Source organism: Paenibacillus sp. PK4536 (assembly GCF_028594455.2).
Lineage (GTDB): Bacteria > Bacillota > Bacilli > Paenibacillales > Paenibacillaceae > Saccharibacillus > Saccharibacillus nuruki.
Window position 1 is genome coordinate 1,353,089 of sequence record NZ_CP126313.1, and the last position, 12,803, is coordinate 1,365,891.

Here is a 12,803-nt window from a genome sequence, read left to right on the forward strand (position 1 = left end):
TGAGTCGTGGAGGTAGAGCACTGATTGGATGCGGGGCCCGCAAGGGTTACCAAGTTCAGTCAAACTCCGAATGCCACAGACTTTATTCCGGGAGTCAGACAGTGAGTGCTAAGATCCATTGTCGAAAGGGAAACAGCCCAGACCATCAGCTAAGGTCCCCAAGTGTGTGTTAAGTGGGAAAGGATGTGAAGTTGCACAGACAACCAGGATGTTGGCTTAGAAGCAGCCACCATTGAAAGAGTGCGTAATAGCTCACTGGTCGAGTGACTTTGCGCCGAAAATGTAACGGGGCTAAACACACCACCGAAGCTATGGCTTGATACTTTGTATCAGGGGTAGGGGAGCGTTGAATGAAGATTGAAGGTGTACCGCAAGGAGCGCTGGACCTCATTCAAGTGAGAATGCCGGTATGAGTAACGAAAAGATCAGTGAGAATCTGATCCGCCGAAAACCCAAGGATTCCTGAGGAAGGCTCGTCCTCTCAGGGTAAGTCGGGACCTAAGGCGAGGCCGAAAGGCGTAGTCGACGGACAACAGGTTGAAATTCCTGTACCACCGAAAGCCGTTATGAGCAATGGGATGACGCAGGAGGATAGTGACGCGGACTGATGGATGTCCGTTCAAGCAGTGAGGCTGATATGTAGGCAAATCCGCATACCCTAAGGCCAGGCTGTGATGAGGAGCGAAAATTGTAGTAGCGAAGGTCATGATTTCACACTGCCAAGAAAAGTCTCTAGCCAGGAAGCAGGTGCCCGTACCGTAAACCGACACAGGTGGGTGAGAAGAGAATTCTAAGGCGCGCGGAAGAACTCTCGTTAAGGAACTCGGCAAAATGACCCCGTAACTTCGGGAGAAGGGGTGCCCCGGTAGTGTGAATAGCACGAGGGGGCCGCAGTGAAAAGGCCCAAGCGACTGTTTAGCAAAAACACAGGTCTGTGCGAAGCCGCAAGGCGAAGTATACGGGCTGACGCCTGCCCGGTGCTGGAAGGTTAAGGGGAGTGGTTAGCGCAAGCGAAGCTATGAACCGAAGCCCCAGTAAACGGCGGCCGTAACTATAACGGTCCTAAGGTAGCGAAATTCCTTGTCAGGTAAATTCTGACCCGCACGAATGGCGTAACGATTTGGGCGCTGTCTCAACGAGAGATCCGGTGAAATTTTAATACCTGTGAAGATGCAGGTTACCCGCGACAAGACGGAAAGACCCCATGGAGCTTTACTGCAACTTGATATTGAACTGGGGTGCGATTTGTACAGGATAGGTGGGAGCCGTAGAAACCGGAGCGCAAGCTTCGGTTGAGGCGCCGTTGGGATACCACCCTGATCGCATTTGAGTTCTAACCTCGTACCGTGATCCGGTACAGGGACCGTGTCAGGTGGGCAGTTTGACTGGGGCGGTCGCCTCCTAAAGTGTAACGGAGGCGCCCTAAGGTTCCCTCAGAATGGTTGGAAATCATTCGAAGAGTGTAAAGGCATAAGGGAGCTTGACTGCGAGACAGACACGTCGAGCAGGGACGAAAGTCGGGCTTAGTGATCCGGTGGTACCGCATGGAAGGGCCATCGCTCAACGGATAAAAGCTACCCTGGGGATAACAGGCTTATCTCCCCCAAGAGTCCACATCGACGGGGAGGTTTGGCACCTCGATGTCGGCTCATCGCATCCTGGGGCTGAAGTAGGTCCCAAGGGTTGGGCTGTTCGCCCATTAAAGCGGTACGCGAGCTGGGTTCAGAACGTCGTGAGACAGTTCGGTCCCTATCTGTCGTGGGCGTAGGAAATTTGAGAGGAGCTGTCCTTAGTACGAGAGGACCGGGATGGACGCACCGCTGGTGTACCAGTTGTTCCGCCAGGAGCATCGCTGGGTAGCTACGTGCGGAAGGGATAAGCGCTGAAAGCATCTAAGCGTGAAGCCCCCCTCAAGATGAGATTTCCCAGTATGTAAGACCCCTTGTAGACGACGAGGTTGATAGGTTGGGGGTGGAAGTGCCGCAAGGCATGGAGCTGACCAATACTAATCGGTCGAGGGCTTATCCAAAATCTACAAACGCGATGTTTCAGTTTTCGGATTCAGTTTTCAGGGAGCAACTAACCTGTCTGTATATGATTTAACATGGAGAGATACCCAAGTGGCTATAAGGGGACCCTCTGCTAAGGGGTTAGACTGCGTTAGCGGTGCGAGGGTTCGAATCCCTCTCTCTCCGCCACTAGATCTTATGTTAAATAAGAATAGTGGACAGCATATCATGAAAGACTAGTTTTTAAATGTGGCGGTGTAGCTCAGCTGGCTAGAGCGTACGGTTCATACCCGTGAGGTCGGGGGTTCGATTCCCTTCGCCGCTACCATACATATCCCTGGAGATTTAGCTCAGCTGGGAGAGCATCTGCCTTACAAGCAGAGGGTCGGCGGTTCGATCCCGTCAATCTCCACCACCATATGCCGGTGTAGCTCAGTTGGTAGAGCAACTGACTTGTAATCAGTAGGTCGGGGGTTCAAATCCTCTCGCCGGCACCATTTTTATTTCAAAAAGTTATATAACCCTGGAACCGTGGTGTAGGGGTTAACATGCCTGCCTGTCACGCAGGAGATCGCGGGTTCAAATCCCGTCGGTTCCGCCATTTTTTTAATTAAATAAAATATATAATGAATATGTTATGGCTCGGTAGCTCAGTCGGTAGAGCAGAGGACTGAAAATCCTCGTGTCGGCGGTTCGATTCCGTCCCGAGCCACCATTTTTTGTATTCATTATGGAGGCTTAGCGAAGTGGCCAAACGCAGCAGACTGTAAATCTGTTCTCTCCGAGTTCGGTGGTTCGAATCCATCAGCCTCCACCAGTTTTATTTACTTTAAACTTAATATGAGTCATTAGCTCAGTCGGTAGAGCACCTGACTTTTAATCAGGGTGTCGAAGGTTCGAGCCCTTCATGACTCATCATATTAAAAAGCATCTTGCTAATCAGCAGGGTGCTTTTTGTTTTGTCTGCTTTTTTGTATAATTTGATGGAGTAGTCTTATTATGTTGATTTTTTATCTATATAATAAGTAGCCATCAATGTATGATTCTAGCTATGGAAGGAATTTATGATATGAACTGGAGTACATTAAAAGAACATATTGAATCAATCATAGATTACCGTATTGAAGAACAGTCTGTGGCTGTGAAAGATTGGGAATCAGATACGTATCGAGCGGGTCGAGAAGAAAGTGGATGGATCGCTGTGAAGCAAGATCTTGCTATAGTTACGTTATGGCAGATTCAACCGAAAGCTATTTCTTTAAATGCTTCTAGTACTTCCAAAGATTCAGAAGAGTCACTAGATAGTGATCATCAATATGTTATCCGTAAGCTTAGATCATTGTTAGAGTTATTGTTGCCTGCATTTACAGCATCTATGGCTACAGCAAGTCAGCCTTCTTCATTGTCTATTCGTGAACAAGGGATACAACAGCTAAGTGCTTGGATGACAGAGCAGCTAGATATGGGGCAGTCAAAAGCGATTATTCCGGATGGGTATCTTCTGAAAGAAAGATTAACCAGTTCGATGATTCCTTTTTTATTAATTGCGGATAGTCTTCAGACGGGTGTGCTTACAACCAAAGAATTAGAGAAGCTATTATATAGTTATTTTGGTGGAGAAGTATTATTATTGCCATTATCCCCAAATGAATGGTTTATCCTCACAAATCGTGAACTGATTGAAGATAGTTCTGATTTAAAACAAAGTCATGGTCGTGACTCTGATATAGAAGTAGAAGATACGGAAGAAGATGTACTGATGGATTTTTCATTAGGATTGTATGAATTGATTGCTAGTGAATGGGTAGGTATATTTCATATTGGTGTATCCAAGCCGATTGTTCCTAGTGAACGATTACTGGCTGAAGTCTCTCTATTGAAAGAAACAGTCACTCTAGGTAGACTTTTTCATGTTAAAGATCATATTCATCTTCCCTGGGAACTGTCTTTGGAGCGTCTATTGTACCGGATTCCTGATGAAGACCGTGCAGAGTTTGTAGCTAGAGCAGATCAATATTCAGATATGCTGGCTGATGAAGAGACAGTGGCTACGTTGGAGACTTTTTTCAAAATGGACTGTAATGTTAGTGAGACGGCAAAGCAATTGTATATTCATCGTAATACATTATTGTACCGTTTGGACAAAATTAAGCAGGAGACGGAATTGGATGTACGGCGGTTTGAAGACGCTGTTTTGATGAAGTTAACACTGCTATTGTATAAAGTGACAAAAAGCTGATGATTTTTTTGTATAGTTTGTCGATAGATGTCTTGGCGTGATTAGGGTAAGATAATAATAGAAAAAGAAATCGGTTACATAGGCGATCGTTATCACCTTCGCAGCCGTAATTCATAGCTGATTTTACTATTGAAATGAAGTTATAACTTATCGAAAAGATGTTGTAAACTCTACTCGATATTACAAATCAGACTACGGATTGATCAAGGACATATGCTCTATGATGTAACGTTATTACACTTTTAATTACAAAATGACATTCATATTCCAGGGAGGCTATTATTATGGCAGGCGTACGCTTAGAACACATTTTCAAGAAATATCCGGGTTCTGACAAAGCAACAGTTATCGACGTTAATTTGGATATCAAGGATAAAGAGTTCCTAGTACTGGTTGGACCTTCAGGTTGTGGTAAATCTACAACTCTTCGTATGATTGCTGGTCTGGAAGAAATTTCAGAAGGTAAATTGTACATTGGCGATCGCGTTGTTAACGACGTAGCTCCAAAAGACCGCGATATCGCGATGGTATTCCAATCTTACGCTTTGTACCCACATATGGATGTATATTCTAATATGGCGTTTGGTTTGAAATTGCGTAAAGTGAAAAAAGACGAAATCGAAAAACGTGTACGTGAAGCAGCTAAAATTCTCGATATCGAGCATTTGCTAGATCGTAAACCAAAAGCACTTTCTGGTGGTCAACGTCAGCGTGTTGCTTTGGGACGTGCGATTGTCCGTGATCCTCAAGTCTTCTTGATGGATGAGCCTCTTTCTAACTTGGATGCTAAACTTCGTGGTCAGATGCGTGCTGAGATTACTAAACTAGCTAAACGTCTTCAAACGACTGTTATCTATGTAACGCATGATCAGATCGAAGCAATGACAATGGGTGATCGTATCGTTGTTATGAAAGATGGTATTATTCAACAAGCAGCTTCTCCAGAAGAATTGTACAATCACCCACGTAATATGTTCGTAGCGGGCTTTATTGGTTCTCCTACAATGAACTTTATCCGTGGTACATTGTCCGAAAAATCAGGCGGTCTAACATTCAGCGCTGCTGGTGTTGAGCTTGCTATCCCTGGTGGTAAAGCACAAATCTTGAAAGACCAAGGATTCACAGGTAAAGAAGTGATTCTGGGTGTTCGTCCAGAAGATATTCATGAAGAGCCTGTATTCTTAGAAGCTTCTCCAGCGACTGCTTTTACAGCTAAAGTAGACGTATCTGAGAACTTGGGTCATGAAATGTTGCTATACTTGAGCGGTGTAGGTACAGATACTGTTGTTGCTCGTGTTGATGGTCGTTCCACTACTCGTGATAACGCTACAGCAACTATGGCTATTGATATGAACAAAGTTCATATTTTTGATACAGAATCTCAAGATAACTTGTTCTACACAGATCCTTCTTAATCCGTTACATCATATAACGTAAGAAGTTCTGATTGAACATTCGATAAAAGACTTACTATTCTGGTTTCGATCAGAAGGGTAAGTCTTTTTTTATGATAAAATGCGCATATCGGATAATGAACATGTAGTAGAGTTAGACGTGTAAACAATCTATAGATTTGTAAGTGAATCTGCCAATATAATTGATTTAACTAGCATTTTCTATTACGATGAGTACATTGGACATATTATGTACAGTGCGGAAAAGGATGGTTTGTGAAAAATCTATCTTTTTGGCGATGATCGTTTGGCTTTGGATTATGAATCACATAGAATACACCATACAGGATAAGCAACCTACTTAGAGAAAGGAAGAACAGAATGGCCAAACATGTGAAAGTTTCAGAATTGGTACAAATGTTCCAGCTTGAAGTTGTATCTGGAGGACTTGGCTTAAAACGAAATATTATGGTAGATGACTTGAACCGACCAGGATTAGAAATGGCAGGGTATTTTGAATATTATCCGACAGAACGTGTACAAATTCTAGGTAGAACCGAGCTTGCGTTTTTCAAAATGTTAACTCATGAAGAAAAAGCAGATCGTATGAAACGCCTTTGTAATGATGAGACACCTTGTCTTGTAATTACACGTGGACTTGAAGTACCTGAAGAGTTGATTGCGAGCAGTGAAGAGCATAATGTTCCTGTCTTACGTAGCAATCTGGCGACAACGATTTTATCCAGCCGTATTACAGGTTTTTTGGAGAAAAAATTAGCACCAACGGCTACGATTCATGGTGTATTGGTAGACCTTTATGGTGTAGGAATGCTGATTACAGGTAGTAGTGGTATTGGTAAAAGTGAAACAGCTCTAGAACTCGTCAAACGTGGACATCGTCTGATTGCCGATGATGCGGTAGAAATCCGTCAAACTTCGGATAATCAGCTTCATGGTACAGCTCCTGAATTGATTCGCCACCTACTTGAAATTCGTGGAGTCGGTATTATCAACGTGATGACTTTGTTCGGTGCAGGTGCGATTCGTAACAACAAACGAATTACTCTGGTCGTGCGCTTAGAAGCATGGCAACAAGAAAAACAGTATGATCGTATCGGATTGGATGAAGAAACGACACGTATTATTGATACAGATGTACCTTTAGTAACGATTCCAGTACGCCCAGGACGAAATCTAGCTGTTATTATTGAAGTGGCAGCGATGAACTTCCGCTTAAAACGTATGGGTTATAATGCAGCATTGCAATTTACTCATAAATTAACGGAAACGATTGCTGAAGATCTGGATGAACTGGACTAAGGAGAGTGTTACATGGGGACATCATTAATTAACCCGATTGCTTTCTCAATCGGAGCGCTTCAGGTGCACTGGTACGGATTAATTCTAGGTACCGGCGCATTAGTCGGGTTATTGCTATTAATTCGTGAAGGACGTCGATTCGGGATTCCACAAGAATTTTTTATGGATCTGGTACTATTCGGTGTTCCTTCCGCTATTATTGCAGCACGTATCTATTATGTAGCATTTCGCTGGCCGGATTATAGAGATAACTTTTGGGATGTTTTTAAAATTTGGAATGGCGGTATCGCTATATATGGTGCATTAATAGGTTCGATTATTTGTGCGATCATTTATACACGTAAAAAAGGATATAGCTTCTGGCGAATTATGGATTTATGTGCACCTTATTTGCTTGTCGGACAAGCGATTGGGCGTTGGGGGAACTTTGTAAATCAGGAAGCCTATGGTGGCCCTGTAGAAGAATCTTTTTTAAGAGGTAATCTTCATTTGCCTGATTTTATCGTCAATCAGATGAATGTGAATGGCGTGTTCCATCACCCTACCTTTTTGTATGAGTCGATCTGGAACCTTGTTGGTGTAATTGCTTTATGTGTATTACGCCGTCGTGCTTTCGTACGTAGTGGAGAGATCTTCTTCTCGTATCTGATCTGGTATGGAATTGGACGCTTCTTTATTGAAGCACTTCGTACAGATAGTCTTACTTTTGAAGGTCCGCAATGGTTAGTTGCTATTGTAAATGGTCTTTGGACTCCAATGACATGGTTTGGATTCCAACAGGGAGCGATTGAGCCAGGATACGGAAATATCCGAGTATCCCAATTGTTATCGCTTATCTTGATTGTAGCGGCTATTCTGTTAATCATTATTCGTCGTCGTGCAGGTCTATCTAAAGAGCATTATAGTGATCCTATTGTGTCATCTAAAGTAGCTCAACATGAAGTAGACACAGAACACGATAAAGCTACAGGATCTTCTTCAGCACCAACGGTTGATTCATCATCTACTGCTAAAGATAGATATGATCATCCAAAAGAAGATAAGATTCACAATGAACGCAAGGAGTAGTGAATTTATGATTGATACGGTTTTATTAGATTTGGATGGAACGATTGTAGATACCAATGAGTTGATTATTGCTTCGTTTATCAATACGTTGGAAAGTAATGGATTGAATCCATTAACTAGAGAACAGATTATTCCTCATATGGGATTAACTTTGGAACAGCAACTACGTGCTTTTTCAGGTGTGGACGATGTAACTTCTTATGTTACAGCATATCGTGAGTATAGTGCGATTCATCATGATGCGATGGTGGCTCCTTTTCCAGAAGTGAACGAAGTATTAACACGTTTACAAGCAGCAGGGATTAAATTGGGTGTAGTGACAACCAAAATTCGTCCGAATACGCTCAAAGTATTGGAAATGTTTCAATTGGACCAATTTATGCAGGTGATTATTACACAGGATGATGTTGAGCATACCAAGCCTCATCCTCAACCGATTGAACGTGCTATGGAAGCTCTAGGTTCTTCTCCTGAGCGTACACTGATGGTGGGTGATAGTCCTGCCGATTTGCAGTCTGCATCAGCAGCAGGTGTAATGTCAGCGGCTGTTGCCTGGTCGCTTAAAGGTGAGGAAGAGCTGTCCAAGTATCATCCACAGTATATTTTGCACAGCATGAGTGATCTATATGAATTGGTGCTTGGCGATACGGTCGATCGATGAGAAAAACCGAGCGTTTTCCTGTCAAAGAGGGACCTAATGCCTTGCGTCAGATTTATCGCACAGTCAGCCCGTGGAAAGGCGTTCGGAACTTTATATGTATTCAAGCTGCGCGGTATTGTCCAATCTTGGAATGGAAAAATTGGATTTACCGCCACTTGCTACATATGGAAGTCGGCAAAGATACGGCTTTTGGACTGATGGTGATGGTGGATGTATTTTTCCCGGAAAAAATAAAGATTGGGACAAATACGGTAATTGGATACAATGCAACGATTCTTGCTCATGAATATCTAATTCGTGAATATCGCTTAGGGAATGTAGTGATTGGCGATGAAGTGATGATTGGAGCAAATACTACGATTTTGCCAGGTGTTACGATTGGTGATGGTGCAGTCGTTGCTGCTGGATCGGTTGTACATACAGATGTAGCCGCAGGTACATTTGTTGGTGGTAATCCGTTGCGTGTCTTAACTCGTCGCAATCCGGAGAATACGATAAATCTCAAAAATGATGAAGATCTACTGCATTAAATAGCTTTACAAGAGCGTTGTGGTACAAGAGCGCAGCATTTCTGGACTTGTTCGGGAACAGAATAAGTCGAAATATTGCATCATATTGATGTACCATTTTAAAGAATAAGGGGATGCTTTTACATTGAATCAAATAAAGAAGGAACGGCTAACACAGCTTGATTTCTTCCGTGCGATTGCCATTATTGGGGTACTGCATGTTCATTCTACATCGGTGGCAACGACAGAAGCGATGAATACGTCGATTTATTATCTGTTTAATTTTCTAAATATTTTCTTTAAGTATGGAACACCTTCATTTATCTTTTTGAGTAGTTTTGTATTGTTTTATAATTACTATGACAGACCACTTACAGGCAAACTAATCGGGAGCTTTTATAAAAAAAGAATGCTCTATATTTTGTTGCCGTATGTTTTGATATCGGCTTTGTATTTCTGGTATAAGCTTGCTCAGCGTGGTCAATTAGATGATCCCCCACTTCAATTGTTAGGGGATTACTGGTATGCGATCACTCATGGTTCTGCCTATACTCATCTGTATTTTGTATTTATTAGTGTGCAGTTCTATCTTCTATTTCCAATTATGCTTGCTTTGCTGAAAAGTCAGCGTTGGGTAGCACGTTGGGCGATTCCAATCGGGCTTGCTTTGCAGTGGGGATTCGTAATCTGGAATAAGTACGATCTTCATTATGCTACAAAAGGCAGTCTGGCGATTTCATATTTCTCTTACTATATGATGGGTGCATTTGTAGCGATTTATTTCAAACCATTTCGTGCATGGCTCATGAGCAAATGGACAGACATGTCTGAAAGGCAAAGAGTTAGTACGATATTGTTGTGGGGTACTTGGCTAGTTACTGGATTGATCTATGTACAAATCTGGTATAGTGCTCGTATGACCAATGAATGGTTAGATTCGTTAGTCTATGAACTGATGTGGAATGTATATACGATGTTATCTTCATTAGTATTACTTCACTCTGCTTTTATTCTTAATCGGATAGCTCCCAAATGGGTATTAGCGATTATGCGCCGATTAGGAGAATTATCGTTTGCGATTTATTTAGTTCATCCATTTGTATTGGCTTACTATCGTGAAACAAGAGAATTTCTTACATTAGGCACATTAGGTTATTTTATCTGGATCTATGGCGGAATGTTATGTGCATTAATCATTTCAGCCGTCTTCGTACAAATGGTCTTTAGAAGAGTATCGTTCTCATGGGTATTGCTAGGCAGTATTCCAGCTTCATTATCTGGACGACACAAAAACAAAAAACAAGCAAAATCAAATAGTCGTACAACCAAAACAGACGCTGTGAAAAGACCAAGTCCCTAACAGTTGTCATGACATGATTCAGTTGAAGTCTGTATGTGCAAAACCACCTTTAAAGCTAAGGTGGTTTTTTTATTTTCCGGGAAATAATGTGAGATATGATTAGCTAGGATTAGTTAGGTTGATCGTATGGTTAATGATACAATTAGAAATATAAAAATCTGATAAACCCATCTACTTTGGAATACATATTTACAGGTAAAGTTGCGTTGACGGTCGATATCGATTTGTGTTATTATATCCAATATCCTTTACTTTATTAGCAAAGTAACACTTTAAAGCGTTAAAATATTGATCAATTAGAGGTGACTGTTTTGTCCAAGCCCAAAGGATTCGAAAAGCCCGCAGGTGTACGTGATTATCTACCGCATGTTGTAACCAAATTGCGTCATATTGAACGCAATGTACTGGACTGCATGTCTGAGTGGGGCTATCGTCAGATTATAACGCCTACAATGGAATATTATGATACGGTTGGTGTAGCTAGTTCTACATCAGATCGCAAACTATATAAAATGTTAAATAACCGTGGAACAACGATGGTATTACGTTCGGATATGACCACACCGATCGCTCGTGTAATGGGTTCTGTTTTAAAAGAAGAATCATTGCCTGTTCGTCTGTCTTATCATGCCAATGTGTTCCGCTCGATTGAAGAAAAAGCGGGACGGGAGACAGAATTTTTTCAAACCGGTGCAGAATTAGTAGGAAATGATTCGGCTGAAGGAGATGCAGAAGTGATTGCTTTAGCGATTGCTTCATTGCAAGCAGCAGGAGTAGAAACATTCAAAATTTCACTCGGACATGTTGGGTTTTTGACAGGCTTATTGGAAGAAGTATTACCGGATCAAACGATCGAACAAGAAGCACTGAAAGAAACGTTGCTTAATCGTGATTTTGTTGGCTTCCGAGAACAGTTAGCACATTTTCAATTGTCTTCAGAACAGCGCCAAGAATTAGAAGGATTGCTTCGTTTGCGTGGAGCGCAAGATATTTGTCGTCAAGCGACAGCGTTAAGTAGTAATCCACGTGCTATCGCTTCGATTCAGCATTTGTGCAAAGTATGGGAAGTGCTAGAAGCGTATGGCGTATCTGAGCATGTGATGATCGATTTAACGATGATTGGAGACTTTTCGTATTATACAGGTATGGTATTTGAAGGGTATGCAGCAGAGCTGGGCTTTCCTGTATGTAGTGGAGGACGGTATGATAATCTGCTTACCCAATTCGGAAGACCTGTAGCTGCTACAGGATTTGCTTTGAAAACGAATCGGATACTGGACGGGGTTAATCTTCTTTTACCACAAGAAGAAGCGCCCGTACTGATCGCTTATGATGTAAATAGTCGACGTGAAGCATTCGCACATGCTACAGAACTTCGTCGCCAAGGCAAAATTGTGATCACTGAACATATCGAAGCGACTCACAGACTAGAACCATCTGCGGATACTCATCCATTAACAGTGAACTATAGTCAGACAATTCGTTTTACCGATGGACAAATCATTTCTATCTAAAACGTAATCAGATATACAGTAAATAACAGGGAGATGTACCCTTCTATGACACAAATTCTTAAAGTTGCGATGCCAAAAGGGCGTATCTATAAAAAGGCAGCAGAGCTTTTTCGTAAAGCAGGGATTGAGGTTCCTTTAGATGTCGATGATTCACGGAAATTAATTGTACATTTACCTGAAGTGGGTATGGAATTTATTCTAGCCAAGCCAGTCGATGTACCGATCTATGTGGAACATGGAGTTGCCGATATCGGTATTGTTGGTAAAGACGTACTGATTGAAGAAAATCGAGCAGTATACGAATTATTGGATCTGGGTATAGCTCGTTGCCGGATGTCTGTAATTGGTCTACCGGATTGGAAGCCCGGTATTCAGCAACGTGTAGCTACCAAGTATCCAAATGTGGCTTCTCAATATTTCCGGGAGCAAGGGCAACAAGTTGAAGTCATTAAATTAAACGGTTCGATCGAGCTTGCACCGATGATTGGTCTTGCTGATCGTATTGTGGATATGGTCGAAACGGGAGAAACATTACGCGAAAACGGATTAGTTGAAATGGAGACTTTATTTGGTATCACTAGTCGCTTGATTGCTAACCGTGTCAGTTATCGGATGAAAAATGAAGAAATTCAACAGCTATGCGATCAATTGCAACGGGTGATTCCAGAGCCAACATGACTTGAATAAATATAAAGTAATCTGTATAGATGGATATATTACACCCTAGAT

Annotated in this window: 9 protein-coding genes, 8 tRNA genes and 1 rRNA gene (1 of these 18 cut by a window edge); all 18 read left to right on the top strand. The window is 42.2% G+C overall.

Features of this window, described 5'->3' with window-relative positions; translation table 11 throughout:
* Positions 1 to 2,029 (top strand): 23S ribosomal RNA (locus tag PO903_RS06220) (it extends 894 nt beyond the left edge of the window).
* Between the two features lie 77 nt (positions 2,030 to 2,106).
* Positions 2,107 to 2,198: transfer RNA gene (locus PO903_RS06225), tRNA-Ser, on the top strand.
* A gap of 62 nt (positions 2,199 to 2,260) precedes the next feature.
* Positions 2,261 to 2,337 (top strand) — tRNA-Met (locus PO903_RS06230).
* Positions 2,338 to 2,348: 11 nt separating this feature from the next.
* A tRNA-Val gene (locus tag PO903_RS06235) sits at positions 2,349 to 2,424 on the top strand.
* Positions 2,425 to 2,430: 6 nt separating this feature from the next.
* Positions 2,431 to 2,506 (top strand) — tRNA-Thr (locus PO903_RS06240).
* A gap of 28 nt (positions 2,507 to 2,534) precedes the next feature.
* Positions 2,535 to 2,610: transfer RNA gene (locus PO903_RS06245), tRNA-Asp, on the top strand.
* Positions 2,611 to 2,648: 38 nt separating this feature from the next.
* A tRNA-Phe gene (locus tag PO903_RS06250) sits at positions 2,649 to 2,724 on the top strand.
* A gap of 17 nt (positions 2,725 to 2,741) precedes the next feature.
* Positions 2,742 to 2,826: transfer RNA gene (locus tag PO903_RS06255), tRNA-Tyr, on the top strand.
* 25 nt (positions 2,827 to 2,851) lie between these two features.
* A tRNA-Lys gene (locus tag PO903_RS06260) sits at positions 2,852 to 2,924 on the top strand.
* A 154-nt stretch (positions 2,925 to 3,078) separates the two neighbouring features.
* Positions 3,079 to 4,248 carry a PucR family transcriptional regulator gene (locus PO903_RS06265; protein WP_273592902.1) on the top strand — a complete coding sequence of 390 codons (1,170 nt, stop codon included), beginning with the start codon at positions 3,079 to 3,081 and terminating at the stop codon, positions 4,246 to 4,248.
* Positions 4,249 to 4,532: 284 nt separating this feature from the next.
* Positions 4,533 to 5,663 carry an ABC transporter ATP-binding protein gene (locus PO903_RS06270; RefSeq protein ID WP_069325845.1) on the top strand — a complete coding sequence of 377 codons (1,131 nt, stop codon included), beginning with the start codon at positions 4,533 to 4,535 and terminating at the stop codon, positions 5,661 to 5,663.
* Between the two features lie 360 nt (positions 5,664 to 6,023).
* A complete protein-coding gene (gene hprK, locus PO903_RS06275) occupies positions 6,024 to 6,962 on the top strand; it encodes an HPr(Ser) kinase/phosphatase (protein ID WP_069325844.1) in 939 nt (312 codons plus the stop codon).
* 12 nt (positions 6,963 to 6,974) lie between these two features.
* Positions 6,975 to 8,030: a prolipoprotein diacylglyceryl transferase gene (gene lgt / locus PO903_RS06280; protein ID WP_083243291.1), complete on the top strand. Its 1,056-nt coding sequence runs from the start codon at positions 6,975 to 6,977 to the stop codon at positions 8,028 to 8,030.
* 7 nt (positions 8,031 to 8,037) lie between these two features.
* Positions 8,038 to 8,691, top strand: a complete 654-nt coding sequence (ppaX, locus tag PO903_RS06285; protein ID WP_137225568.1) for a pyrophosphatase PpaX — start codon at positions 8,038 to 8,040, stop codon at positions 8,689 to 8,691.
* Complete coding sequence (locus tag PO903_RS06290; protein WP_273592903.1) at positions 8,688 to 9,221, top strand: acyltransferase; 534 nt, start codon at positions 8,688 to 8,690, stop codon at positions 9,219 to 9,221. Before ppaX ends, PO903_RS06290 begins: the two co-directional genes overlap by 4 nt.
* A 124-nt stretch (positions 9,222 to 9,345) precedes the next feature.
* Positions 9,346 to 10,560 carry an acyltransferase gene (locus PO903_RS06295; protein ID WP_137225564.1) on the top strand — a complete coding sequence of 405 codons (1,215 nt, stop codon included), beginning with the start codon at positions 9,346 to 9,348 and terminating at the stop codon, positions 10,558 to 10,560.
* Between the two features lie 311 nt (positions 10,561 to 10,871).
* Positions 10,872 to 12,074 (top strand): ATP phosphoribosyltransferase regulatory subunit, encoded by a 1,203-nt coding sequence (locus PO903_RS06300; protein WP_273592904.1) that lies wholly within the window; start codon positions 10,872 to 10,874, stop codon positions 12,072 to 12,074.
* Positions 12,075 to 12,119: 45 nt separating this feature from the next.
* Complete coding sequence (hisG, locus tag PO903_RS06305) at positions 12,120 to 12,752, top strand: ATP phosphoribosyltransferase (RefSeq protein ID WP_069325839.1); 633 nt, start codon at positions 12,120 to 12,122, stop codon at positions 12,750 to 12,752.
* Positions 12,753 to 12,803: the final 51 nt, after the last annotated feature.